Origin of the sequence: Alloalcanivorax dieselolei B5 (assembly GCF_000300005.1) — a bacterium.
Taxonomy (GTDB): Bacteria; Pseudomonadota; Gammaproteobacteria; order Pseudomonadales; family Alcanivoracaceae; genus Alloalcanivorax; species Alloalcanivorax dieselolei.
Genome location: NC_018691.1, coordinates 3,458,375 through 3,483,856, shown reverse-complemented (window position 1 = coordinate 3,483,856; position 25,482 = coordinate 3,458,375). Strand labels below are relative to the sequence as shown.

Here is a 25,482-nt window from a genome sequence, read left to right as displayed (position 1 = left end):
TGAGAGGAGCCCCCATGCGTCTGCCCCGGGATGCGGAATTGCCCGCCCATCTGGTTACCCTGATTCGTCTGCAATTCCTGCATGGGCTGGTGGTGGTGGCGGTTGCCACCGGGATCTGGCTGCCGGCACCGGCGGTGGCGCACGGCTGGTTACCGCTGGTGCCCTTGCTGGTGGCGATTTTCCTGCTGCTGCCCCCGGGATTGTATCTGGGAGCGGAGGTTCAAAGAGGAGAAGCGACGCTGACGCCGGCGGTCTTGCTGTTGTGGTTGCTGGCCAGCGCCACGCCGTTCGTGCCGGCGCTGATCGCCGCGCTACTGATGATCGTCGCGGTGATGTTGCTGTTTCTGATGGAGAAGGTGACCGCCATCCGCGAACACTGGCCGGAAGCCTGGTTACGGGGACGGCGGCAGCACATGCAGTTCCAGATGGTGTCTCTGGCCAGCGTGGTGTTCTGGCTGTTCAGCCGTGACAATCAACTGCTGCTTAACCTGGGGTTGGGGGGCTGATCCCGGGCCGGTTACTTTTTCACCGGAGAGCCCGGTCCCAGCAGGGCCCAGAGAATCAGGCCAAGCACCGGGACGATAACCACCAGCGCGATCCACAACGCCTTTTGTGGTACCTCGGCGCCGGATTGCAGGATTTTCACGATGGCAAAAATATCCAGGATCAGAATGATGATGCTGAGTGCTTTCATGGGTGAATCCTTTCCTTGATCGGTTTTATTGACCCTAGAATCGCCCACCGTGTGAGGTAAAGGCAACAAAGGTAAAACGTCCCCTGGTAGCAGGAGGTGGTCATGGCTAGGGCAGGATCAGGACCCCCAGCCGGGCGGCGAGAAACAGGCCGATACCGAATACGGTGTGATTGATCAGGCTGCGAAGACGCGCCTGGTTCGGGTTCGGTGTTTTCGACGCCGCCACACCGGCGCCCATGCCTGGCTGCAGAATCAACAGAGGCGCCGCCACGGACAACACACCGAACAGCAGCGCCGGCCATAAGGACGGCTCCCTGGCCCAGGATAAGCCCGCCAGTGCCAGCAGCAGACCGGCGAAACCGATGCCTATGAGATAGTGGGTGAACCACCCCAGCCCGGTCTCGCCAGTGATGGCCGGGGCCTTGGCGATGCTGTCATGGATCCATCGACCGCGGGGCAGATGCCCCACCCAACGTCCCACCAGCGCCCAGTTTGGCGCCGGAATACCCAGTACACGCCGGGCGGCGAGAGCATAGCCATCCGTTATCGCCGTGGCCCCGATGCCGATCAGCAGAGTGCGGACGACGAATTCGAAAATCTCGGTCATGGCAGTGATTCCTGCGTGGTGAAAATAATATTCAATTGATTTATTGAATATTTGATGAGACGGCACGGGATGTCAATGGCTGACTTCCCGGATTCGCTGCCCGGGCAAGCGCCTTCACAGAGAGTCTTGCTCCCAGCGACTGGCGCTGTCGTTTCAGGTCGGTACAATGCCTTCTTCCTTCTGCCCCGGTAGCTCAGTTGGATAGAGCAAGCGCCTCCTAAGCGCTAGGTCGGACGTTCAAATCGTCTCCGGGGCGCCATTTCCCCCTCTTTCTTGTCGAATTCGCCTTTGCCGTGGCTTTTGACGTAACGTTTTCCTTATCCGTGCGTCCATTACAATAGAACAACGGAGAGGAGCTGATCATGAGAGACAGTCGCGCGTTACTGGTACGCAGCGGCACCGATTTTCCCCCGCTACGTCGGCGGCCAACCACCATTTTGCAGGTGAATCTGGGCTATCGGTGCAATCTGAGCTGCGTGCATTGCCACGTGAACGCGGGCCCCACGCGCACGGAGATGATGTCCGCGGAGACCGCGGACCTGGTGATCGAGGTGCTGCGACGGGGGCAGATCGAGACCCTGGATCTGACCGGCGGCGCACCGGAAATGAGCCCTCACTTCCGTCGATTGGTCCGGGAAGCACGGGCGCTGGGTGTCACCGTGATCGACCGCTGCAATCTGACCATCCTGCTGGAACCGGGCTATGAGGATCTGCCGGCTTTCCTGGCGGACCAAGGCGTGCAGGTGGTGGCGTCCTTGCCCTGCTATCTGGAAGAGAACGTCAACAAGCAACGGGGCAAGGGCGTCTATGCAGCCAGCATCGAGGCGATTCGTCGACTCAATCGGGTGGGCTATGGCGGCGAGTCCCTGATTCTGGACCTGGTGTACAACCCGGTGGGCGCGCACCTGCCGCCGCCGCAGGCCGGTTTGCAGGAGGACTACAAGCGTGAGCTGGCGGCCCGTTTCGATATCCACTTCAACCGCCTGCTGACCATCACCAACATGCCGATCAGCCGGTTCGGCGCGGTGCTGCTGGCCCACCACCAGTTCGATGATTACATGCAACTGCTGCGCAACAACCACAATCCGGCCAACCTGGACGACGTGATGTGCCGGAATACCCTGAGCGTGGATTATCAGGGCTACCTGTACGACTGCGATTTCAACCAGATGCTGGGGCTGGCTCAGGGAGGCGCGGGGCGTCATCCGCATCTGCGGGAAATGTTACAGGGCGACAAGGACGGAGAGCCGGTATACGTGGCGGACCATTGTTTTGGTTGCACCGCCGGTGCCGGCAGCAGTTGCGGTGGAGCGCTGGCGTGACGCGGCGTTTGAGCGTGGTGATTCCGGTGCTCAATGAAGCCCCCCGTTTACGGCGGCTGCTGCCGAAGCTGCGCCGCCATCTGTGGGATCAGGATGAGATCATCGTGGTGGACGGCGCCAGCACTGACGATACCGTGTCGGTGGCGGAGGAAGGCGCGGACAAGGTTCTGCACTGCGACCGTGGCCGGGCCCGTCAGATGAACTTCGGCGCTGAACGGGCCTGCGGTGATCTGCTCTGGTTCCTGCACGCTGACAGCGGTCTGCGTCGGGAGCAACCGGCGGCATTGCGCTATCTGCCAGAGGGGCCGCTGTGGGGGCGATTCGATGTCCGCCTTAAAGGCCACCACCCGCTCTTTCCGATCATCGGCGGGGCGATGAATCTGCGCTCGCGCTGGACCGGCATCGCCACCGGCGATCAGGGTATCTTCGTGGATCGCCTTATGTTTCTCGATGTGGGCGGCTTTCCATTACAGCCGTTAATGGAGGACGTGGCGTTGAGTGCCTGCCTGCGTCGTCATGGCAAGCCATTGTGTTTGCGTCCCAGGATGGTGGTGGACAGTCGTCGCTGGCAACAACACGGCGTGCTGCGAACGGTGTTGCTGATGTGGCGATTGCGCTGGCGCTATTGGCGCGGCGCCGACCCGGCTGAACTGCACCGAATCTATTATCGTGACCATTTTCGCGACCAGGGTGACGGTGAAGCCGCTCCGGAGCGGGAGGGCGGGCGTGACCCGGGATAAGCAGGCGGACACGTTACTGTTGGTCTTCGCCAAGGCGCCGGAGCCGGGGCGGGTGAAAACTCGGCTGGCGGCTTCCTTGGGAGAAGCCGCCGCGCTGGCGGCTCATCAGGCGCTGCTGGAACGTACCCTGTGTTTGGCGGTGGTGTTTCCCGGCCCGGCGGTGTTGATGCTGGATCGAGCCGAGGCCGCGACCGAGCGCCGGGCGCGGGATCTCGGGCTGGATATCGACTATCAGCAGGGTGCGGATCTGGGCGAGCGCATGGAGCGCGCCATGGCCTGGGGATTGGCGCGGGCGGAGCGAGTGTTGCTGGTGGGCAGTGACTGTCCGGCGATGAGCCGGGAATACCTGCGGGAAGCCGCGGACACCTTGCGGCAAGCGCCGGTGGTACTTGGTCCCAGCGAGGATGGCGGGTTCGTCTTGCTGGGCGGCAGTGATGCCACGCTCTGGCGTCAGCGGCTGTTCCGCCACGTGGCGATGAGCACCGACCACACCCTGGCCGATACTGTGGCGGCGCTGTCCGTCCATTGCCAGCCACGATTATTGCCGACGCTCTGGGACGTGGATTACCCGAAGGATCTGGACCGGGCCCGGCGTCTGGGCCTGTTGTCCTGATCCTGTCCACGGCCGCATCACTTTCAGGGTCACGGCGCCCCTTTGCCCGGTGCGGTAGCCGCTTGTTTTCTCATCCATTCCGCTGAAGTCTGTGCGATATTATGGCGCTATTATTGGCGTTACGATCGCGTTGACGCGGGGCTCAGCTGGAGTGATTGATGAGCAGGCAGGAAGCAGTGGACCTGGCGGTTATCCAGGAACTGAAAGAAGTGATGGGGGCGGATTTTCCCCGCCTGGTGGTGTCGTTCGTCAAGGATGGCGAGCAGCGTTTGCGCGCGATTCAGGGTGGTCTGGTCGCCGCCGATGTGGAAGTGGTACGCCAGCAGGCACATAGCTTCAAGGGCAGTAGTGGCAACCTTGGTGCGGTACGGGTGTCGGCGTTGTGTCTGGAGATGGAAAGCGCGGCCCGGGACGGTGATCTGGCGGTGGCGGCATCCTTGTTCGACCCCTTGAGGGAGGCCTTTGAATCGGCGCGTATGCGGCTGGAGTCGCTCTGACGCGGCAGGAGGGGAATCGCGCCATGACGGCAGACAAAAAAAACCCCTCTTCCAAAGGGGGGGGGGTGGAAGAGGGGGGGTTGTGAGCGCTATTTCTAGCGCCTTGGGGGGATACCTTTTCCGTTGGCTCGGCCTAATGCCCTAGCCAATCGAGATACTGTATATCCTACAGGGAGAGCCTTCCCCCTGCTGTAAAATGCGGTGAGAGAATGTAAAAACTTCCTAGCTTGTTTGGGTACACCGTATCCGGGGTGCAAATGGCAGGCTTGTGAAGTGAGGATCAACCGCGATCTTGTAAGCCATAGCTTACAACGGTGTAAGCATTTTTACCAATATTGTGTCCGCCATCTGCTCTTTCTTTCGATCTGAAAGTTCTTACTTTACTGATTTTAAAGGATTTTCTGTTTTTCTGAAGATAAGATCCATTTGCTTTTTAAAGATCTTTAACCCTCGAGCGTCAGGGCGCTTGCTATAGTACTTCTCGTGTTCAGGGACATGAGCACAGGGAACTGCTAAGGATGGCGGACAAGGATGTCCAGGTGAGCGCAAATCGGGTAAGGACGACTCGACGCAAAAAGGGCGGCAGGATGCCGCCCTTCTCATTTTTGTGGCCACCTTCCATGGCGATGCCAGCCCGCCACTCTCACTACCATTCCCGAATCAACTGCTCGCGCTTGTTGGCCACGCCATCCCAGTCCGCGGCGTCGTCGGGAGCGTCCTTCATCTCCGTGATATTCGGCCACTTCTCCGCCAGTTCGGCATTGATTTCCAGGAATTCCTGCTGATCGTCGGGCAACTCGTCTTCCGAGAAGATCGCGTTCACGGGGCACTCCGGCTCGCACAGCGCACAGTCGATGCACTCATCCGGGTGAATCACCAGAAAATTCGGACCTTCATAAAAGCAGTCCACCGGACATACTTCCACACAGTCCGTGTGTTTACACTTGATGCAGTTTTCACCTACTACGAACGTCATTAGCCTGTCCTCGCCAGGTGTGTTCTCTTCCACGACCGGTCCGCTCGCTATAAAAGTCTAGCAGAGCACCGGTTTGGGGGTCTCGGGGCCGCGCTAGTCTAGCTTCAAGGTCCCGGGCAGGCAAACCGGCTTACCCGGTTAGGCTAAGCTCTTCAGCCGATAAAGCAGATCCAGCGCCTGACGGGGCGTCAGTTGATCGGGATCAACTTCGGCGATGGCCTCCTTGAGCGGGTCCGGCGCCGCGAACAACTCGCTTTGCATCGGTGCCGCCGGCCGCGCGGGAGCGGCCGCCGGCGCGGGGGTGCCGATTTCCAGCTCCTGCAGTTTCTCCGTGGCCCGCTGGATCACCGGCGCCGGCACCCCGGCCAGTTGTGCCACCTGCAGACCGTAACTGCGACTGGCGGGCCCTTCCTGCACGCGATGCAGGAACACGATGCGATTGTCGTGCTCGCTGGCGGTGAGGTGGGCGTTGTAGACCGTGTCCAGAGTCTCCGGCAACTGCGTCAACTCGAAATAATGGGTGGCGAACAGGGTGAAGGCGCGCAGCCGCGTGGCCAGATGCTCCGCCGCCGCCCAGGCCAGGCTGAGCCCGTCGAAGGTGCTGGTACCGCGGCCGATCTCATCCATCAACACCAGACTTTCCGGTGTGGCGTTATTGAGGATGTTGGCGGTTTCCGACATCTCCACCATAAAAGTGGAGCGGCCGCCGGCCAGATCGTCGGAGGAGCCGATGCGGGTGAAGATCCGGTCCAATGGCCCGATGCGGGCGCTGGCGGCGGGCACCGCGCTGCCGATGTGAGCGAGCAGCGCGATCAACGCGGTCTGACGCATATAGGTGGATTTACCGCCCATGTTCGGACCGGTGATGACGACCATGCGGCGGCGATCATCCAGGTGCAGACTGTTGGGTACGAACGCCTCTTCCAGCACCTGTTCCACCACCGGATGGCGGCCGTCGACGATTTCCAGTAGTGGTGTCTCCAGCAATTGCGGCCGTACCCAGCCCAGCGCCTCGGCGCGTTCGGCCAGGGTCGCCAGCACGTCCAGTTCGGCCACCGCCGAGGCGCACACCTGCAACGGACCCAGATGTGCCGCCACCGTTTCGATCAACGCCTCGTAGAGCCGTTTTTCCAGCGTCAGTGCCTTGCTGGACGCGGACAGTGCTTTGTCCTCGAAGGTCTTCAACTCCGGCGTAATGAAGCGCTCGGCGTTTTTCAGGGTCTGCCGGCGTTGATAGTCCACCGGCGCCTGCTCCGCCTCGCGGCGGGACAGCTCAATATAGTAGCCGTGGACCTTGTTGTACTTGACCCGCAGAGTGGCAAAGCCGGTGCGCTCGCGCTCGCGCTTTTCAATATCCACCAGCACCGCGCCGGCGTTCTCACTGATGGCGCGCAGCTCATCCAGATCCTCGCTGTAACCGGGGGCGATGACGCCACCGTCGCGGATCAGCATGGGCGGATTCTCGATCACGGCCCGAGTCAGCAATTCGCACTGTTCCGGGAACGCGCCCAGGCGCTCATGGGCTTCGGCGAAGGCGTTGGATTCCGGCAAGGCCGCGTGCAAGGCCGGCAGCGCTTCCAGGCTGGCGCGCAGGCGGGTCAGATCACGGGGGCGGGCGGAGCGCAGCGCCACCCGGCCGAGGATCCGTTCCATATCGCCAATCCGGTCCAGCACCTGGCGCAGCGCCTCGAAACGCCAGCCGTCACGCAAGGCATCGATACGATCCTGACGGCCATTGAGCACGGCGCGATCACGCAATGGCTGATGCACCCAGCGCTTCAGCAGGCGCGCGCCCATGGCGGTGGTGGTGTTGTCCAGAACCCAGGCCAGGGAATGCTGTTCGCGGCCATCCAGCGTTTTGGTCAGTTCCAGATTGCGGCGGGTGGCGGCGTCCATCGCCACGCTGTCGTCGAACGACTCCACCGCCAGGCCAATGACGTGGGGCAGGGCGCTGCGCTGGGTATCGCGGGCGTACTGCAACAGCGCGCCGGCGGCGGCCACCGCGGCGCCCGGCGGCTGCCCGAACCCGGACAGGTCCTGCACCTGGAACTGCTTGCACAACTGGCGCCGCGCCGCTTCCTCATCGAATTCCCACACCGGCCGGACCCGGCTGCCGGGGCGTTCCGTCAATGCCGCCGGGAAACCATGCGCTTCGCTCAGCAGCAATTCCGCTGGCTGCCAGCGCTCCAACAACGCCTGCAACTGCTCCTGGCCTTCCACCTGGGTCACCACGAAACGGCCGGCGGCCACATCCAGCGCCGCCGCGCCCACACGGGGGCCGTCCTCGCACAAAGCGCAGAGCAGGTTGTCGCGGCGCTCTTCCATCAAGGCTTCGTCACTCACCGTCCCCGGCGTGACGATGCGTACCACCTTGCGTTCCACCGGACCCTTGCTGGTGGCCGGATCACCGATCTGCTCGCAGATCACCACCGACTCACCGAGCTTCACCAACCGTGCCAGATACCCTTCCGCCGCGTGATACGGAATCCCCGCCATCGGAATCGGCTTGCCCGCGCTTTGCCCGCGCTGGGTCAGTGTGATGTCCAGCAACCGGGCCGCCTTCTGCGCGTCGCCGAAGAACAGCTCATAGAAATCCCCCATGCGGTAGAACACCAACTGGTCCGGGTGCTCGGCCTTGATGCCCAGGTATTGCTGCATCATCGGGGTGTGGCCGGATAGATCTTCCTTTGCCATATCTGCGTTTGATCCTCGATTTCTGGCGTTTTGAGCCATGCCATGCCGTTCAAGACTCAGGTGAGCTTGCTTGAAGCAGGGGCGTTCGTGTCGGAGCGAAGCGAACGATGAAGCATAACAAACGGAACACCGGGTCTCTATTGGCGATGTGGCGACGAGGACGCGCTGACCGACAATCGATACTATCAGGTGGCGGCCGGATGAAGCATAGAGGGGAGGGAAGATGGCAAAATCGCCATCTTCCCTAGTGATGATCAACAACGAGGCGTTTCTACGCCTGCTCAAGCCCCAGATCGGCCAGTGCCGCGGCCGCGAATTCCCGTTGCTTGCTTGTCGGCTTCTGCTTCCAGTACAAAACCACCTGTCTGGCACCATTGTCCTGACAGGTCACTTTCTCCAAGGTATCGATGGAAGAGAGGGCGCGACCAACCTGATGCTCGGTGGCCATTTGCTTGAGTTTATAGCGGGCGATTTTCCCGACGGGAGTGAGTGGCATTTCCTCAAGGATAAAGGCGTGCTTTGGCCGGGCCGGTGGTTCGGCGATGCGTTCACCCGTATGCGCGATGAGCTCCTCGGGACTGACTTGCGCTCCTGGTGTCAGAGCGACATACAGAACCGGGAGTTCCCCCGCATAGGCATCGGGCATGGCGACCGCGGCAGCTTGCGCCACGGCCGGGTGCGCCATGGCTACTTCTTCGATCAGCAGCGGGTCGATATTGTGCCCGCTACGGATGATGATTTCCTTGCTGCGGCCGACCAACCGCAGATCGCCATCGTCGGTGACTTCGCCAAGATCCCCGGTGCTGATCCAGCCATCGGCCGGGCCGCCCTGAATACCGTCGTTGGTGCGATAGCCGAGAAAGACATTCGGACCGGACACGAACACTTCACCGGTGTCGCCGGGTTGGAAGCTGCCGTTCGGGCCGCCAATCGCCACCTTCATCATGGGGATGGGCCTGCCGCCGAGGATCGGGTGATAACTTCCATCAGCGCTTTGAGCGGTGGTGATGCCGGCGGTTTCAGTCTGGCCATAAAGCTGGCACACCGGTTTGCCGCTGACTTCTTCCACCTTCCGCTTCAATTCGGCGGGCAGTGGCGAGCCGCCGGTAACGAATCCTCGTAGTGTACTCAGTGTCGAGTCGGCACGTGGACTGGATGCCATCGCCGAGAGCATGGTCGGTACCCCGCCGACAAGGGTCGCCCGGGTCTCGTCCACCAAAGGCCAGAAGCGGCTGATGACTTCTGGATTGCGCAGGCCCAGGGCGGTGGGAAACATCAGGGTGACGCCGGCCGCGATGCCGGAAAGCAGCATGTCGACGGAACCGCCAACGTGAAACAGGGGCAGCCCGGTAAGAATGCGGTCGTTCTCCCGCCATCCGAGCGCCGAGGCGGCCATGATAGCGCCGGCCGCCAGATTGCGCTGCGTCAGCTCGGCAAGTTTGGGGGCGCCGGTGGTGCCGCCAGTATGAACCAGCGCTGCCGGTGCCTCGGGAAAATCCTCAACAGGCGAATCAGTATTGCCGTCTGCAAGCAGTTGTGCCCAGGAAAACGAAGCTGAAGTCGGCTCGCCCAGAGCCACCTCGACCAGGTTGATCTCGCTATCCAGTAACTCGATGGCGGCGCCGACCCGCTCGCGGACATCCAGGGCGGAGTGAGGCCCCATGACAATGACCTCCCTGGCCCGGGCCAGTTTGAACTGGGCGGCCATCGCTTCCGGAGACAGCAACAGATTCACCGGGAAGGCGACGCCCACGGTCAGGGCGGCAATCAGGCTGGATACCGCTTGAGGAACCAGCGGCAGCAGTATGGGGATTCCGTCATCCTGACTGACGCCTCGTGCTTTCAGTGCCCGGCAAAGGGTTTCCACTTCCTCGAGTAACTGACCATAAGTGAGTGTCACGGGGTGTGGGTCGTTGGCATCGCGCAGATAGATCAGCGCGGGATGATCCGGACGCCGGGCAGCGGTTCGGCGCAGCAAGGCCAGCGGGCTGGGAGCCTGTTCAAGCAGTTTGGCGGCCTCAATGTCGTCATGAGGAATAGCCTGGCTCATCGGTTCGTCTCCTGTTTCTTTGTTTTCAAATGAGGATGGATTGCCAACCAGCCCGAACTGAGACAAAAAGAGCCTTCGGTGATGGTGTTCAGGTTTCCAGTGATTTTTTGATCACTTCAACCCATAACGAAATCATTCGCCATCGGTATTCGGGCCGCTTTCTCAGGATGTCGGAAAAGGCCACGCCTCTGAGGAACTCCACGCTCAGATCCGCCAGAAACTGATAATTCTCGTGCTTCTTCCAGCATTCAAGGAGCTTCCCGACCACCCGGTCCAGGTCAAAGCGGGCGGCTTTTTCCGCCTGGTAGAGGGCGTCGCGTAATTCCTGATCGTTGCGTGAGATCGCCCACAGCTCCATTTCGGCCAGATACGAGGGGCGGGCCATGTTGTCGCTCAACGCGATCAGCGCTTTTTCCACATCCTCGGCCGGGTCCGAGCAACTCAGAAAGGATTCATTGATCTGCTGCTCGTTCATCCGGACCAGCCTCTCGATGGTGGAGGCGAGTAATTCCGCTCTGCTCGGGAAGTGATAAAGCAGAGCCCCGCGACTCACGTTCGCCCGTTTCTGAACCGCCACTGTTGTGGTTCTTGCCACGCCTTCATCGATCAGCAATGCCACCGCCGCGTCGGTAATCCGATCCTTCAAGGAAGGGGAAGGCCGTGCTTTGGACGTTGAGGTCTTCATTGAGTTTGCACTCCGAAATCCAGGGTGATACTTTGCAGTCAGTCATGACTGACTGTCAAGAAGTCGAAAACCCCCTTATTGGAGAGAATCATGCTGGAATTGACAACTGTCCGGATTTCCCAGGATGAGAGAAACCCGAGAATCGCTAGGCTGCTCCTCAATCGTCCGGAAAGACTCAATGCCATCATCGATGAAACCGGTGACGATATTCGGCGCGCGGTAAGGTGGGCGGAAGAGAACGACCAGGTCCACGTGATTGTCGTTGAAGGCGCCGGCAAAGGGTTTTGCGGCGGTTACGATCTGACCTACTACGCGGAATCACAAAGAGAGAATCCTTGTCAGCAGGAAGCCACTCCCTGGGATCCCATGGTCGACTACGCCCATATGAAGCGGAACACCGAGGATTTCATGAGTCTTTGGCGGTCCCGTAAACCCACCATCGCCAAGATTCATGGCGCCGCCGCCGCTGGCGGAAGTGATATTGCCTTGTGTTGTGACTTGATGATCATGGCCGATAACGCCCGTATCGGTTACATGCCCACCCGGGTTTGGGGATGCCCGACGACCGCCATGTGGACCTATCGGCTCGGGCCGATCCGGGCCAAGCAGATGATGTTCACCGGGGATCTGATTTCCGGCAAGCAGGCCGGCGAATGGGGCCTGGCCAACTATGTGGTGCCGGAAGAGGAACTGGACGCCAAGACCATGGAAGTGGCGGGGCGCATTGCCGGGGTACCAAGCAGTCATCTGAGCATGCACAAGCTGGTGGTGAATCAGGTCATGTTGACCATGGGCTTGGAGCAGACCCAGATGCTGGCCACGGTGTTCGATGGCATTACCCGCCACAATCCGGAAGGTCTCTGGTTCCGTCGTTATGCTCAGACGGAAGGATTCAAAGCGGCCATCGAATGGCGCGACAGCGGCCGCGACATTCCCGAAGGCGACGACGCGCGCCGCAAGATCGCCGAGCTGGAACAAAAGTTGAAGGAACTCAAGGGAGAGTGAGTCTCTCTGTCTGGCCTCTTCCCAGGTCGAACGAAGGGGACGGCCGCGGCCATAGCCTTCGTCTTGTCCGCCGGCAGCAGCTGTTGCTGCCGGTTGAAGGAAGGACTCAGACGCCTGCCCAAAGCGCGCCGAGAGCCAGGATGGCCGGCAGGGTCTGGATGAACAGGATCTTCCTGCTGGCGGTGGCCGCGCCGAAAACACCGGCCACGGCGATACAGATGAGAAAGAAGAGTTTGAAATCCAACCCGGCCGTTTGATGCAGCAATCCGACCACCAGGCCCGCCGCGAGAAAGCCGTTATAGAGCCCCTGATTGGCGGCCAGTGCGCGGGTCTGTCGTGCGAAATCCGGGGAGAGACCAAAGGCTCGCCTCGCTGCGGGGGTTTCCCAGAGCGCCATTTCCAGAACGGCGATATAGACGTGCAGAATAGCGATCAGCGCTATCAGAATATTGGCGATCATCGGTCTCTCCCTGGGATCAAGGTTTCAGCAGCACTTTGCCGGTTTTGCCCGGCGCCAGCGAGGCGGTGACCGCGTCGGATACTTGCGCCAGATCGAAGGTCGCTTCGGCGGGCAGCTGCAGTTCCCCGGCGGCGACCAGGCGCAGCAGCTCACCGATCAACCGCGCCTTGGTTTCGGCGGCCATATTGGCGCTGACCTTGGCGCCCCAGAAACCTTTCACCGTCGCCTGTTTGAAGATCACATCCCCCGAAGGCAGTTGCATGGCTTCCCCGGTCATGGTGCCGAAGGAAACCAGCACGCCGTTCTCGCCGAGCAGTGATAACAGGGCAGCACTGGCTTCCCCGCCGATTGAATCCACCGCCGCGCGGATCGGGGCATCACCAACGATTTCACGCACCTTATGCCGCCAGCCTTCATGGGCGGTGGAGACCACATTGCTGATGCCCAGCGCGGTCATTTCGTCGACGCCGGCGTCGCGGCGCACCAGGTTGATCACGTTCACTCCGCGTGCGGCGGCCAGCATGGCAACGGTCTTGCCCACCGCGCCATTGGCGGTGTTCTGAACCATCCAGTCGCCACTCTCCAGATCGAGAAATTCAAGCAGGGAGATGGCGCTGAAGGGCATGGCGATAAGCTGGGCGGCGGCCTCGTCGGCAATCACTTCCGGCACTGGAATGAGGCCGGCCGCGGGGGCAAGGAAGTACTCCGCCCAGGTGCCATGGACTGACGCCACGGCAATGCGTTGACCGGGGCTGATACCGCTGACGCCTTCGCCAAGCGCATCGACGATGCCCACGGCTTCGGAACCGCCAATGGCGGGCAGGTCGGGTTTGTAGCCGTAGCTGCCGCGCACGGTCCACAAATCATGGTTGTGGATCGGTGAGAGAAGGGTCTTGATCCGTACCTGGCCGGGGCCGGGCTGCGGAACGGGGCTGTCGCCGAGGGCAAGAACCTCGGCGGGCTCGCCGAACTGGGTGTGGATCGCGCTGCGCATGATGGTGTCCTTAAGAAGTGATGACAGGAAAAGTCGGCCCGGCCTCCGTGGCGCAGGCCAGCAATTGTTCAGTGGCGGCTAGCGCGCGCTCCATTGGCGCCCGGCTCCGATCCAGCTTGGCCAATAGCGCGGCACCAAGCCACATTTGATAGAGCACTTGAGCCAGGGCCATGGGGTCGGGACCGGCCGGTAAAGAGCCGTCGGCGCGCGCTTCGGTGATCATGACGGCGATCCGGTCGAGCAGGCGGGCAATGCCCTTGCTGAGAATCTGGCGCATCGTCTCGGAGAGGTCCGCGACTTCGGCGGAGAGCTTCACCGCGAGGCAGTCCTCGGCCCAGCCACCTCCGGCCGGGTCCTCTTCTCCCGGATCGTCGAGCCAGGCCCGCCAATAGCGCATCAGCCGTTCACGCCCGCTTATGGCGTCGCCCGCCAGCAAGGCATCAAGTCGGGCGCCATAAGCCTGGGCATAGTCCTGCAAGAGCGTGCAACCGAACGCTTCCTTGGAAGGAAAGTAATGATAAAACGAGCCCTTTGGCACGCCGGAGGCCTTGAGGATTTCCTGCAGTCCAACCCCGACGAAGCCTTTTCTCAGCACCAGGTCGTGGCCGTTATCGAGGATGTTCTGACGTGTCGCTTCCGCTTTGGATGTTCGAGTCATGAGGGCAATATAAGGAAAAATAGACCGGTCGTCTAGTTTCTATTTAAAGCGGCGTGAAGAGAGTAAGGTACAAGGAGGCGGGAGAATCCATAATGCCCGTTGCAACCGCCCCGCCGGATACTTAGGCTTTGCGGTCTGTTTCACCGGGAGATCCGAAAATGGCATTCAAGGTTTATGTGGACGGTCAGGAAGGCACCACCGGTCTGCGTCTGTTCGAGTACCTGGAAGGGCGCGCGGACATCGAGCTGCTGCGCATCGACAGCGCGCTGCGCAAGGACCCTGACGAGCGTGCCCGGCTGCTGAACGCCGCCGACGTGGCCTTTCTGTGCCTGCCGGACGCGGCCTCGCGGGAAGCGGCGGCCATGGTGGATAACCCGGACACCTGTCTGATCGACGCCAGCACCGCGTTCCGGGTGGCCGATGACTGGGTCTACGGCCTGCCGGAACTGGAAGCCGGGCAGCGCGAGCGCATCCGCGCCAGCAAGCGCATCGCCAACGTGGGTTGCCACGCCAGTGCGTTCATCCTGGCGGTGCGTCCCTTGGTGGATGCCGGATTGCTGCCGGCGGATTACCCGGTCAGTGCCACCTCCCTGACCGGCTACAGCGGTGGCGGCAAGAGCATGATCGCCGACTACCAAGCCGATACCGAGGGCCGCCTGCAGGCGCCGCGCGCCTACGCGCTCGGCCTGGAGCACAAGCACCTGCCGGAAATGCAGCGCTACACCGGCCTGACCCGGGCACCGATCTTCGTCCCCACCGTGGGCCCCTTCCTCAAAGGCCTGGCGGTGACCGTGCCGCTGCAAATGTCCCACCTGAAACCGGGCACCGACGTTGGCGCGCTCTACGAGGCCTTGCGTCAGCGGTACGCCGGTGAGCCGTTCATTCGCGTGCACGCGCCGGACGATCCCGCCGGCCTTGACGGTGGTTTCTTCGACGTTCAGGGCAGTAACGACACCAATCGGGTGGACCTGTTCCTGTTCGGCAACGGCGAGCGCCAGTGCGTGATCGCGCGGCTGGACAACCTGGGCAAGGGTGCGGCCGGCGCCGCCGTGCAGAACATGAACGTCCATCTCGGCATCGACGAAACCACGGGACTTACCGCGGGCTGACCGTCGGGGACGGGCCCGGGCGGGCTCAGCGCTTCATGATTCGCAGAATTACATCTTTACAACAATAAATGCCCGCCACTGGTCACGGATGAAACCGTGCTGTCAACCGCACTCAATATCCTGCTTGCCACCTCCAATCCGTCCAGTGGTGAAGCATGGCTATTTCGCGAAGAACCTTATTGCAAATGATGTTCGTCGGAGGCGGCGCGGCGGCGTTGGCCGCCTGTGGTGGGGGTTCTTCCGGTTCCGCTCCAGAGCAGGGGGGCGGAGGTGGCGACCCGGTCGATCCCGGCCCTGGCGAGCCTTCTCCACCGAGTCCGCCCCCGCAGCCGCCCGCCCGGGAATTGCCTTTGAAGGCGGGGCCATTGGCGAACATCGGCCCGCTGGTGGATTCCGGCGTGGATGGCATCCTGATTCCCGAGGCCTTTTCGTTAAGACTGGTCGCCACTGCGGGCCGGCAACCGGTGGCGGGGGGCTTGGGATACCTGTGGCATTGGCTCCCGGACGGCGGTGCGGTGTTCCCGGTGGAAGACGACGGCGGCTGGGTCTATGTCTCCAACAGTGAGTTCCTGCCCGGTGGCGTCGGCGCTTTGCGCTTCGCCGCCAATGGCGACCTGTTGGACGCCTATCCTATTTTGCAAAACACACGAGTGAATTGCGCCGGTGGTGCCACCCCCTGGGGGACCTGGTTGTCCTGCGAGGAAATCCAGGACGGCAAAGTGTACGAATGCGATCCTCGAGGGACGCCGCGTCTGGCCCAATCCCACCCGGCAATGGGGCTGTTCAAGCACGAGGCCGCAGCCGTGGACATGGCCACCTCGACGGTGATCATGACCGAGGACGAAGGGGATGGCCGGCTTTATCGGTTCGTGTCCGTCGGGAAAGTGAGCGCCGTTAATGGCCGGGAAGGCCTGGATCTGGACAACGGTACCTTGCAAGTCTTGGAGGTGGAGGGCTACCCCAACGGCGCCTATATCGAGGACCTGGACGTTGCCCGCCATATCCAGCGGGTGAGCTGGGTGGATGCGCTGTCTCCCGAAAAGCCCCAGAGCAAGGTGCGTGAGGATCATCAGAACAGCACCGGCGAAGGCGCACCGGGAACCCGTTTCAAGGGGGGCGAGGGCATCTGGATTCAATACTGGCCGGAAGGTGAACAGGAGCAGGTCAGCGGTTTCGAGCACCCTCTGCGGGCGGTGGTGTTCTTCGCCACCAAAGGGGATAACCGGGTGTGGGCGCTGGACCTGGATAATGAGCTGATCGAAGTGGTGTTCGATAATGAGCAACTGACCGTCTCGGGCGAAGCCAAATTCGACGACGTCGACAACCTGGTGGTCAGCCCCGCCGGAGACGTGGTGGTCGCGGAAGATGGCGACGAGATGCGCTTGATGGTCATGGTGCCCAATCAGCCCGCCAGGATTTTGCTGCGGATACCCGGCGGCGGCAGCGAACTGACCGGTCCGGCTTTTACCGCCGACGGCTCAAGGCTGTACTTCAGTTCCCAGCGTGCCAGCGCCGGCCTGACCGGGTTGCTGCCGGTGGGCAAGACCTACGAACTGACGGTGCCGGAAGCGTTTCGCATGGGGTGATCGGCGGAAATCGCTTACACGCAACACGCCGGCACGCCGCCCCGCTCAAAAGTCGTAACGGGCTTGCAACGCGATGGAGCGGCCCGGCTCCAACAACGGACTCACATCGAGGAATTCCTGGCCATAGCTGGCCCGGTCCACGTAGTCCTCGTCATTGAGGTTGTCCACCGACAGGCGCAGGGTCAACGGCGGTACCGGCCGGTATTCCGCGTAGATGTCCACCACGGTGTAGCCCTGCTGCTTGGCGCCGCTGCTCTCCACATCGTCGTTGTCGAGGGCGATTTCCGCGCTGGCGCCCAGTTCCAGGGGCCAGCGCGGCATCGCGAACACGCCGCTGACGGTGATCAACTCGCCCAGCGGCGCGGTGAAATAGTTGCCGTCGTAGGAGGTGGCTGGGTCGCCGTCTTTCTCCGAATCGATGTTGGCGTATTTCACTGACACTTCGCCCAGGCGCCCCATGTAGCCCACCGCCAGGTCGTAGCCATCGATGTCGAAATCCGCCACCGCGGCCGGATCGCCGCTGTAGGATGGCACCCGGGCGTTGGCGATGGCGGTGCGGAAGCGATTGGCCTCGGCGAAGAAGCCGCCACGATGCACGTGCAATCCGACGGTGCGGTTGTGGGCGCGCACCGGTTCCAGATTGGCGTAGTCCCAGGCGCCGTTGAGGATGTAGTTCTCGGCCAGGGCGGTGCCCGCCCAGACGTCGGTGTAGCCGGCGTTCAGTGACAGATGATCGTTGACGTGGAACTCGCCGAACACGTTGCTGCTGACGCCCTCGTCGTCGTGGTGGGAATCGTCGGTACCAGTGAAGGTCTGGTCGTCGTAGCGGGCGCCATAGGAGAGTTCCAGCCGTTCCCACAGATCCTGGCGAAACTGCACGAAGACCCCGGTATTGCGGGCGGCTTCCTCCAGGTCCGCGCTGCCGGCCTCACGAAATATCGCGCTGTCATCGTAATGGTCGAGGCCGAAGGTGATATTGGCGAAGCGGGTGTGCGCCACGTTCTTGAGGGTGGCGGACACGCTTTCGGTGATGCCTGTGTAGACCACCTGGGTATCCGGCGCGGACAGCGGCACTTCGCGGGTGTCCAGTTCGGTTTCGTTATGAGCCAGCGTTACCGCCGGGTTCCAGTAGCCCTGGCCGGTGTCGCGCTGGTAATTGAAGACGGTATTGCGGCGGGTCAGATCGTAGACCCGGGAATCGGGCACCGGCCGGCCGCCGTCCAGACCGGCGAAGTTGGCCCGGTAGGGGCGGGCGGCATCGTCGTTGACCACTTCGTGACTGAGCTCGAAGCGGCCCGCTCCGGCATCCTCGTAGGCCACCTTGACCAGGCCGCTGATTAGTCCGGGGGCGGTGAAACGGGCGGTGTCGCCGTTGCCGTCTTCGTAGTCATTGCCGTCGGTATGCTTGATGTAACCCAGCCCCTCGAAGCCGCCGGCCCGGCCAAAGGCGGCACCGGCAACGGACCGGGTATCGCCGTTGGAGGCATAGCGTCCGTCCAGGAAAGCGCCCGCATTGTCGTCCGGCGCCAGCAGATCGGCCGCGTCCACGGTCTCGTAGGCGAGACTGCCGCCCAGTGCGCCGGGGCCGGCGTCGGCCGCCGCTACACCGGCGGAGGCGCGCGCGGCTTTGAGCAGGGACGGGTCGATCAGATTGGTGGCGTTGTGGTGGAACACCTTGTTGTTCTGCCGGGCGCCATCCACGGTGACCACCATGGCGGTTTCCTCGACACCGCGCACGTAGACTTTCTGGTTCATGGCGATGGGGCCGCCCACCGCCACCGACGCCTCCTTCTTGAACAGATCCTTGATGTCCTGCGGACGCTGCGCCTCGATGGTCGCGCGGTCGTAGTCGAGGGTGCGCGGCCGCCCGCGCTGGTGAGTCGGCGCTGTGACCGTCACCGGGGCGAGCCGGGTGCTGGTGCTGGCGGCCTTGAGCGTATAGCTGCCGTCATCTTGACGTTCGGCCATCAGTCCGCTGCCGGCCAGGATGCGATCGAGCGCCTCCTCGCGGCTGAAGCGGCCGCGCAGGCCGTCGCTGTGCTTGTCCGCCGTCAGCCGGAGGTCGCCGGCAATAAAGGTGCCGGAGCGTTCGGCGAAGCGCGTCAGCACCGTGTTCAGCGGCCCGGGAGGGATGTCGTACTGCTGTTGCTCGCTGCCGGGCGGGGTGGTTTGGGCGGTGGCGCCGGTGAACGGTACGCCGCCCAGACCCAGGGCCACGCCAAGGGCCAGGGCGCGCAGCCGGCGGCGCGTCGGTGCTGAATGTGACACGGTATCTCCTGTTGTCGTCGGTGCCCGACAGTGCGGGCTTACCAATACATCGAACAGGTAGGCTGAAAGCGGAAAATTATTTTTCTTCTGCCCGGAAGCCGGGGCCAGGGCCGATCTCCGTCCACCAGGGCAGAGGGCGTTGGATACGGATCGGCAGGGCCGCCTCCAGCATGGTCAGTGCCCGTTCCGGTTGCGCCAGCGGATAACCGCCGAAGACCCGCAGACCGGCCACTTCCGGCGCCACGTTGATGAAGCCGTGTTGGTAGTGCCCCAGCTCCTTCACCAATTCGTCGAGGCGGATGTCGTCGGCCAGCAGGATGCCCCGATGCCAGGCCTCGCGCGCCGGGTCCGCCCGGGCCGGTGTCTCGATGTCCGTTGCGGAAAAGCGGGTCTGAAAACCGGCCGGTAGCCGCGCCTGCTGGTGGCCGCGGGTGGTGATTGCCACCTCGCCTGCGTAGACCGCCAGGAAAGTGCGCTCCTGTTCCAGACGGACGGTGAAGCGGGTACCCAACGGGCGGGCGACGCCTGCTGGTGTGGCCACTTCCAATGGCCGTGGGTCGGGGCCGGTTTCCAGCAGGATCTCGCCGCGCAGTAATTGAAAGTGGCGCTGGGGTCCGGTCAGGTCGGTGTTCAGCGCGGTGTCCGTGTTCAACCACACCCGGGTGCCGTCCGCCAGTTCCAGGGCGCGGATCTCGCCGACGCCGGTGCGGTGGCTGGCCCGCCAGGCGGCGATCCGCTCGCCGGCGCCGGTGACCTGCCAGCCGGACCAACCGAGGCCGCCGCTGGCAAGCAGCAGCGCCAATCCCTTGATCACGCCCCGACGCCGCAGCCGATCATGGCGTGCGCGCTCCAGAGTGGCTTCGGTGTGATGTGGATGGTCTCCAGTGGCGGCTTCGAAGCGCTGCTCCACCTGTTCCACCAGGCGCCAGCCCTGTTGATGGTCCGGGTGCCGGGCCAGCCATTGCCGCCAGCGCTCGGTGTCCGACTCCGAGGCCTGGCCGGAACGCAGTAGCGCGAACCAGTCGGCGGCGTCACTGAGGATCCGGGGATCGAGCGGCGCGGATCGTGTCACGAGTGGGGCTCCGGGGCGCCATCCAAACGTGCGTGCAAACGCAGACAGGCGAGCATCGCCCGCGACAGATGGTTGCGCACGGTGCGGTCGGTTATCCCCAGACGCTGGGCGATTTGCTTGCCGTTCAGGCCGTGCACCATGGACAGCACGAAAGTGCGCGCCACCATCGGCGGCAGCCGTTTCAACATGCCGTCCACCGCCACCAGCGCTTCCAGGGCGGCGGCGCTTTGCTCGGCGGATGGCGCCTCGGCCTGCGGATGGTGGGCCAGGGTTTCCAGCCAGGCCCGTTCGATTTCCCGGCGGCGCCACAGATCCACGCACAACCCCCGGGCCATGCGGCTCAAATAGGGGCGGGCGCTGCCATGATCCAGCGGCCGGGGCCGCGTCAGCAGACGTAGGAAAGCATCATGAGCCAGGTCGGCGGCATCGTCGGCATCACCCAAACGGCGCTGCAGCACCCGGTGCAACCAGCCGTGATATTCACTGTACAAGGCGTGGACCGTAAGGGGGTCCCGTGTGGCGCCGGACATTTGCCGCCCCCGACATTTTTATAAGGTTAGGGATGACGGCGAGTCTATGTGAGAATGGATATCATTACAATGGTGTTCGGGGGGAGGACAGAACCGGGAGGAAGCCTTCCTGATCCAGAAAACGCCGGCAGTCGCGGAGGGCGGGCAGCAACTGTTGGTCCGCATAGGGGCAGCCGGTGTTGCCGGGATCATTCTGACGCGCCTTGCCGGCCTGTTCGGCGCCATGGCCCTGGCCATCCTTCAGCGCCAGGAGCATGGGCTCATAGCCCGGGCGCCAGGCCGTCAGTTGCGGCAGGCTGTGTCGCAGCGCGGCGAGAATACCCAGGCCGGCGAAATCCAGATCGCCCCAGAAGAACGCGGGCAAGGTGTCACTGAGCCAGCGCGCCTGGAAATCAGCGCCGTCGCTGCCGGACAGAAAGGCGAAACGGGTGTGGGGGCTGGTGAGGCGTTGAGCGCTGGCGCGGAAACCGCCACTGTAGAGCAGGGCATGGCCGGCGGGCGCTTGTTCCACCAGACGCAGGAAGCTGTCCTGGTTTTCCACGATCAGTAATCGGTCGAAACCGGCTGGCGCCCAGGCAGTGAGCAGCAAAGGACGTGGCCGGAGGCGTTGGGCGCGCTCGCCGAACAGGCGGGCGAGCAGGTCCTGGCGGCCATCGAGAAACTTGGAGTCGCCGCGAAAGCAGCGGGCCGAAAGCTCGCGCAGCGTGAGGTCGCTGTCCAGCAAATTAGCGGCAAGGACGAATTGGCCGACCATGTCTTCCGGTGATTCACCGGCCAGTGCCGGTTGGGCATCGAGCAGAGCCGCGCCGTCATCCTGGAAATGTGCTTCATGGCCGCTCAGAGCGTTCTGCCAGGCTCGTCTCCGTGGATCCACGCGGGGACGATCGAGCCAATCGCGTAGTAGTGCCTCGCAGATGGGATCAAGACGCAGTTGGGCGTTCTCGTAGTGTTCCTGAAAAGGATCCAGCCGGGAGTCGTAATGGATGCTGAAGACCCGGTATTCCTGTGCCAGCCGTTCCACCAACTGCCAGCGATAGCGGGTGTCCTCGCTGAAGCGGAACAATTCCGGCACCGTGGTTTTTTTGACCCGGCGGGTGATGGCCTGGGTGCGCGGGTGCTCCAGCCGGTCCAGGAACCAGCTCAGTAACCGCCGCAACCAGGGCTCTTCCTCCAGCCAGGGCGGCGCGCTCATGACTTCCCTTCTATCATGAGAGTCCTTCCATCACCAGAGCCCTTCCATCACCAGAGCCCTTCTCATCACGAAATCCCTTCCATGAAGTCCAGCGCGCCTTGCTGGCGGATCACGCGCCGGTGTTGATCCCACAGCTCGGCGATGCGTTCCTGGTTGAGTTGCTGGCGGTCCACCAGCACGCGGGTATTGAGTTCGCCCACCGGCACCGGACTGGGCACCTTGCTGAACACGAACTGGTTGCTGACCAGGTCCAGGAAGGGGCCGGCTTTGCTGGTGGGCATGATGAAGATCAGTTGCAGGCCCAGGGTTTCGGTGAGGTAACGAATCACCTGGCGTGAGCGGGTTTCGTCCATGTGCATGAACGCCTCGTCGACGATTACCATGCGCAGGTGGCTGTCGCCTTCGTTGAAGCGGAAAGCGCTGGTGATGGCGGCGGCGCGGATAATGTAGGCGGGCGTTTCCAACTGGCCGCCGGAGCCGGTGCCATACTGGCTGAGACGGATCGGCGCCTTGCCTTCCGGGTGTTTGAGGATGTCGTAGCGGCGATAGCGCCGGTAGTCGCTGATCCGCTCCAGTTCGCGCAGCGCCTGCTGTTCGTCGCCGTCCAACAGCAATGCGAGCAGCCGGTCGCGCACCTCCGTGGCCTTGTCGGAGAGAGTACTCTCGAACAGGCTGGCGCCATCGCCCAGGTTGGGAATCTCGGTGACGTCGCGGAAGAAGTCCCAGTATTCCTTGTATTCCCTCACCCATTCCCAGTCGAAGGAGAACCGCTCCCGGTCGGCGCCGAAGTAATGGTGCTCCAGTTCCTTGTTCAGATTCTTGAGAGTACGTTCGCCGTCCTTGATGGCTTGCTGGATCTGGTTGCACAGATCACTGACGAAGGTGGTGTTGAAGGTGTCGCGCAGACCGCCCAGTTGCTCCAGTTTGCTCAGCAGGACATTGTTGCGCAGCCGGTTGTGCAGGTTGTCCAGCTGTTGATGCAGGTGATGCACATGGCCGAAGAACGGGGCGCTGTGCAGCTCCTCGGCGGTTTCGATAAGGATCTGATCCGCCGGTTGGGCCTGCTGATTGTAGTCGCCGACAAGCCGTTCCAGGGTGAGGACGGCGAGGTTCAGAGCTTTGCTCTGTGTCTGCTCTTCAACGCTGAAATCAATATCGTCCTGGGCGGCCTGTAAGCGCCGGTCCATGGCTTCGATACGGGGCAGCACATCCAAATCCGGCCAGTAGCGGGTGCAGGCGTGCAAGTGCGCCTCGGCGTCTTCCTGATCCTGCTGCAGTTGCTCACTCTGATCGGCGAGGGCGCTGATGGCACGCTCGCAGGCGTGTTGTTGCTCGCCGAGCTTGCCGTTCTCTTCCTTCAATTCGCCCTGCCGTTGGCTCAGCTGCTTGTGCCGCTGACGGGCGTCCTGCTGTTGCCGTTCCAGCTCTTCATGGTCACTGAGGTCGAGATTGGCCAGGGCCTGCTCGGTGTCGGACAGCTGGCGCTGGCATTGCAGCAGGTGAGTGACGGTGGCCACCCAGTCCAGCGGCTTGAACTCGAGCACCTGCTGTTGCAGTTGCCGCACCGCCTGATAGTCATCGCTGGCGTGGCGGTAGCTTTCCTGTACGTCCATCAGGGCGTTGCGCTGCGCATACAGGTTGCGCTCGCGGGCGGTCTCGCCGAACACCAACTGGCTGTCGTCCAGATCGCAGCGGAACAGTGCGTAGTTGCCGGAGCCGAGACCGTCGCTGGTGATACCACGCCGGGTGCGGCGCAGGGTTTCGGCGTCGTCCACCCGCACCACATTGCCGTAGGACGCCTTCAGATAATGCTCCGCGGTGCGATGGGAAAAACGCAGCACGTGGAAGATGGACTCCGCCGGCAGCGCGGCTTTCTCCGCGTCCCGCCGCGCCTGCTCGCCCTGGATTACCCGGGCCTTGTTGCGCTGGCGGCCGGCCAGCCGGCGTACCACGCGGATCGCCTCGGCTTCGTAATCCGGCTCCACCAGAATGCCGAAGCGGGCGCCGCCCAGGTAACCCTCGATGGCCATTTGCCATTCCGGATCCTGTACTTCCACGTGATCGCAAAGCACGCGCGGGTCGGCCTGGGGGCACTGCTCGCGGATCGCCTGCAGCGCTTCTTCCACATCACGGGGATAGTTCACCCGTTTCGATTCCAGCGTGCTGATACGGTGCTGAATCTGCCTTTGCTGTTCGTCCAGTTTTTCCAGCGCCTGCGCTCTTTGCGTCACCAGACGATCCAGCCGCTGCGCCAGCGACAAAGCGTCCTGATTGGTGCCGCTTTCCGCCGGCCCGTGCAACTGCTCCGCCAGATAGTTGTGCAGCTGCTGCTCGGCGCGAGCCTGTTCCAGGCCACTTTCCAGCGGCGACAAATCGATCCAGTCCCGCGCCAGCATCTGATTCAGGTCCGGTATCGGACGTTGCTCCAGGGCCAGCAGTTCCTTGCTGGTGGCACGCCAGCCCTTGCTGGCGAACAACGGCAGTTCCAGCTCGATGCTGTGACGGTTGAGCAGATCACGCAGATTGCGTAATGCGGTGAAGTTACGGCTGCGCTGCTGATCCTGCTCCAGCAGGGGGCGGGCGCCTTGCTGCAACTGTTGGGTCAGGCTTTCCAGCTGTGCCTGCAGTTGCTGTTTATCACGCAGCGCGGGGATGCCCTGTATGCGTGCTTCCAGCCCCACCAGTTCGTCGTGGGCCTGCTCCAGGCGCTGTTCCACCTGTTCCGCTTCTTCGCGCAACGCCTGTTGTTGCTGGCGGAGTTGGGACTGTTCCTCTTTTTTCTCCAGATACTGGCGCTGGTTGCGGCGGTAACGTTGCGCGGCGGCGCCGTAGGCGAGGGCGGTGCGCTCCAGCCAGGTCTCTTGATACTGCCCGGCCAGGCCGCGGGCCTGCTCCAGATAGTCCACGCTGGCGCGCAGTTGCCGGGCCTCCTGCTCCATGCCATGGATGGTGCGCAGCATGTCGCGGATGCGGCGTAGCGTGTCGCCCATGTCCTGGGCTTCCAGCACTTCGCCGGCGACGAACTGATCAATGGAGTCCACCGGTTTGTACGCCATGAAACGGGCGAAGGTGCGGGCGGCGTTCTTGGCTTCCTGCTGGGACACCGCGTCGCGGCGGCCGCGCAGGGCGCCGTACAGTCGGGCCAGATAAGCGCCTTTCTTCTCGTAGGTTTCCACGTTCTTTTTACCGAACGTGCGGCGCAGCGCATTGGGCAGCTCGGTGATTTCCACCACCTGGCGTTCGGCGCCTTCGCCGTGGACGAAGTGCGACAGGCTCAGCATCTCGCCGGGCACGATCATCAGCAGCAGTTCATTTTGCCGCGCCTGGGCGGTGACGCCGGCGCGGTCCAGATGCGCGCGCACGCCAATCACCGCCGTGAACGGCTCGGCGGTCTCGCCCTTGGTGGGATGAAACACGCCGGCCAGGTAACCGTCGCTGTCATAGGGGCGGGCGAAGGCGCCGTCGTCGCAGCCGAGAATATAGGAGGCCAGAGTACGCACCTGCTTGCCGCCCCGGCCGCGCTGGGTGGTTTCGTCCTGGCCCGGGTTGTAGTTGAACAGATTGTCGTGGGCGGCGGTCATCAACGTCTGCAGGGCATCGGCGGCGGTGGTCTTGCCGGAGCCGTTACCGCCGGAGAACAGATTGATGGGGCCGTATTCCAGCTCCTCGGCGGGCAGGTTGCCCCAATTGACGGTGATGGAACGTTTCAAAAACATGGGCGGCTCGGATC

Annotated in this window: 22 protein-coding genes and 1 tRNA gene; 9 read left to right on the top strand and 14 right to left on the bottom strand. The window is 62.8% G+C overall.

Translation table 11 applies throughout. The annotated features are described in order from the left end of the window. Nucleotides 1-14 precede the first annotated feature (14 nt). Nucleotides 15-506, top strand: coding sequence for a hypothetical protein (locus B5T_RS15520; protein WP_014995474.1), 492 nt, complete (start codon nucleotides 15-17; stop codon nucleotides 504-506). A gap of 11 nt (nucleotides 507-517) precedes the next feature. Here the strand turns inward: B5T_RS15520 and B5T_RS22805 are convergent, their stop codons facing one another. Beyond that, nucleotides 518-694 carry a PLDc N-terminal domain-containing protein gene (locus tag B5T_RS22805; RefSeq protein ID WP_014995473.1) on the bottom strand — a complete coding sequence of 59 codons (177 nt, stop codon included), beginning with the start codon at nucleotides 692-694 and terminating at the stop codon, nucleotides 518-520. Nucleotides 695-800: 106 nt separating this feature from the next. Then, complete coding sequence (locus B5T_RS15515) at nucleotides 801-1,301, bottom strand: DUF2938 domain-containing protein (protein WP_014995472.1); 501 nt, start codon at nucleotides 1,299-1,301, stop codon at nucleotides 801-803. Nucleotides 1,302-1,483: 182 nt separating this feature from the next. Here B5T_RS15515 and B5T_RS15510 point away from each other — a divergent pair. From B5T_RS15510 to B5T_RS15490, 5 genes are all read left to right on the top strand, one after another. Next, nucleotides 1,484-1,560, top strand: a tRNA-Arg gene (locus B5T_RS15510). Between the two features lie 103 nt (nucleotides 1,561-1,663). Beyond that, nucleotides 1,664-2,623, top strand: a complete 960-nt coding sequence (gene arsS, locus B5T_RS15505) for an arsenosugar biosynthesis radical SAM (seleno)protein ArsS (RefSeq protein ID WP_014995471.1) — start codon at nucleotides 1,664-1,666, stop codon at nucleotides 2,621-2,623. Further along, complete coding sequence (locus tag B5T_RS15500; RefSeq protein ID WP_014995470.1) at nucleotides 2,620-3,363, top strand: TIGR04283 family arsenosugar biosynthesis glycosyltransferase; 744 nt, start codon at nucleotides 2,620-2,622, stop codon at nucleotides 3,361-3,363. Before arsS ends, B5T_RS15500 begins: the two co-directional genes overlap by 4 nt. Further along, on the top strand, nucleotides 3,350-3,976 hold the full coding sequence (locus B5T_RS15495; protein ID WP_014995469.1) for a TIGR04282 family arsenosugar biosynthesis glycosyltransferase: 627 nt from the start codon (nucleotides 3,350-3,352) through the stop codon (nucleotides 3,974-3,976). The genes B5T_RS15500 and B5T_RS15495 overlap by 14 nt, the downstream gene beginning before the upstream one ends. Before the next feature lie 158 nt (nucleotides 3,977-4,134). After that, a complete protein-coding gene (locus B5T_RS15490) occupies nucleotides 4,135-4,473 on the top strand; it encodes an Hpt domain-containing protein (RefSeq protein WP_014995468.1) in 339 nt (112 codons plus the stop codon). Between the two features lie 646 nt (nucleotides 4,474-5,119). On the opposite strand, the gene fdxA is transcribed toward B5T_RS15490, so the two are convergent. From fdxA to B5T_RS15470, 4 genes are all read right to left on the bottom strand, one after another. Further along, the gene (fdxA, locus tag B5T_RS15485) at nucleotides 5,120-5,449 is read right to left on the bottom strand and encodes a ferredoxin FdxA (RefSeq protein ID WP_022995279.1); all 330 of its coding nucleotides are present in this window, start codon (nucleotides 5,447-5,449) and stop codon (nucleotides 5,120-5,122) included. 138 nt (nucleotides 5,450-5,587) lie between these two features. Further along, the gene (mutS, locus tag B5T_RS15480; RefSeq protein WP_014995466.1) at nucleotides 5,588-8,143 is read right to left on the bottom strand and encodes a DNA mismatch repair protein MutS; all 2,556 of its coding nucleotides are present in this window, start codon (nucleotides 8,141-8,143) and stop codon (nucleotides 5,588-5,590) included. Between the two features lie 271 nt (nucleotides 8,144-8,414). Beyond that, nucleotides 8,415-10,193 carry an AMP-binding protein gene (locus B5T_RS15475; RefSeq protein WP_014995465.1) on the bottom strand — a complete coding sequence of 593 codons (1,779 nt, stop codon included), beginning with the start codon at nucleotides 10,191-10,193 and terminating at the stop codon, nucleotides 8,415-8,417. Between the two features lie 88 nt (nucleotides 10,194-10,281). Beyond that, complete coding sequence (locus B5T_RS15470) at nucleotides 10,282-10,878, bottom strand: TetR/AcrR family transcriptional regulator (RefSeq protein WP_014995464.1); 597 nt, start codon at nucleotides 10,876-10,878, stop codon at nucleotides 10,282-10,284. A gap of 90 nt (nucleotides 10,879-10,968) precedes the next feature. On the opposite strand from B5T_RS15470, the gene B5T_RS15465 reads away from it, so the two are divergent. Continuing rightward, nucleotides 10,969-11,883 carry a crotonase/enoyl-CoA hydratase family protein gene (locus tag B5T_RS15465; protein ID WP_014995463.1) on the top strand — a complete coding sequence of 305 codons (915 nt, stop codon included), beginning with the start codon at nucleotides 10,969-10,971 and terminating at the stop codon, nucleotides 11,881-11,883. A gap of 106 nt (nucleotides 11,884-11,989) precedes the next feature. Here B5T_RS15465 and B5T_RS15460 read toward each other — a convergent pair whose 3' ends face one another. The 3 genes from B5T_RS15460 to B5T_RS15450 are packed head-to-tail and all read right to left on the bottom strand — an operon-like array spanning nucleotide 11,990 to nucleotide 13,995. Beyond that, complete coding sequence (locus B5T_RS15460; protein ID WP_014995462.1) at nucleotides 11,990-12,343, bottom strand: DUF1304 domain-containing protein; 354 nt, start codon at nucleotides 12,341-12,343, stop codon at nucleotides 11,990-11,992. A gap of 16 nt (nucleotides 12,344-12,359) precedes the next feature. Next, entirely contained in the window at nucleotides 12,360-13,337 is a 978-nt protein-coding gene (locus tag B5T_RS15455) for a zinc-binding dehydrogenase (RefSeq protein ID WP_014995461.1), read from the bottom strand. A gap of 10 nt (nucleotides 13,338-13,347) precedes the next feature. Continuing rightward, entirely contained in the window at nucleotides 13,348-13,995 is a 648-nt protein-coding gene (locus B5T_RS15450; RefSeq protein WP_014995460.1) for a TetR/AcrR family transcriptional regulator, read from the bottom strand. A gap of 158 nt (nucleotides 13,996-14,153) precedes the next feature. On the opposite strand from B5T_RS15450, the gene argC reads away from it, so the two are divergent. Both argC and B5T_RS15440 read left to right on the top strand, forming a co-directional pair. Next, complete coding sequence (gene argC / locus B5T_RS15445; RefSeq protein WP_014995459.1) at nucleotides 14,154-15,104, top strand: N-acetyl-gamma-glutamyl-phosphate reductase; 951 nt, start codon at nucleotides 14,154-14,156, stop codon at nucleotides 15,102-15,104. Between the two features lie 185 nt (nucleotides 15,105-15,289). Continuing rightward, nucleotides 15,290-16,690, top strand: coding sequence for an alkaline phosphatase PhoX (locus B5T_RS15440; RefSeq protein WP_229683002.1), 1,401 nt, complete (start codon nucleotides 15,290-15,292; stop codon nucleotides 16,688-16,690). 45 nt (nucleotides 16,691-16,735) lie between these two features. Here B5T_RS15440 and B5T_RS15435 read toward each other — a convergent pair whose 3' ends face one another. The 5 genes from B5T_RS15435 to B5T_RS15415 form a co-directional block, all read right to left on the bottom strand. Continuing rightward, the gene (locus B5T_RS15435; protein WP_014995457.1) at nucleotides 16,736-18,958 is read right to left on the bottom strand and encodes a TonB-dependent receptor; all 2,223 of its coding nucleotides are present in this window, start codon (nucleotides 18,956-18,958) and stop codon (nucleotides 16,736-16,738) included. A gap of 76 nt (nucleotides 18,959-19,034) precedes the next feature. Then, nucleotides 19,035-20,030: a FecR domain-containing protein gene (locus tag B5T_RS15430; protein ID WP_014995456.1), complete on the bottom strand. Its 996-nt coding sequence runs from the start codon at nucleotides 20,028-20,030 to the stop codon at nucleotides 19,035-19,037. Next, a complete protein-coding gene (locus tag B5T_RS15425; protein ID WP_041717065.1) occupies nucleotides 20,027-20,560 on the bottom strand; it encodes a sigma-70 family RNA polymerase sigma factor in 534 nt (177 codons plus the stop codon). Before B5T_RS15425 ends, B5T_RS15430 begins: the two co-directional genes overlap by 4 nt. 64 nt (nucleotides 20,561-20,624) lie before the next feature. Further along, nucleotides 20,625-21,752, bottom strand: coding sequence for a Wadjet anti-phage system protein JetD domain-containing protein (locus B5T_RS15420; RefSeq protein WP_014995454.1), 1,128 nt, complete (start codon nucleotides 21,750-21,752; stop codon nucleotides 20,625-20,627). Nucleotides 21,753-21,817: 65 nt separating this feature from the next. After that, nucleotides 21,818-25,468 carry an ATP-binding protein gene (locus B5T_RS15415; RefSeq protein ID WP_014995453.1) on the bottom strand — a complete coding sequence of 1,217 codons (3,651 nt, stop codon included), beginning with the start codon at nucleotides 25,466-25,468 and terminating at the stop codon, nucleotides 21,818-21,820. Nucleotides 25,469-25,482 lie beyond the last annotated feature (14 nt).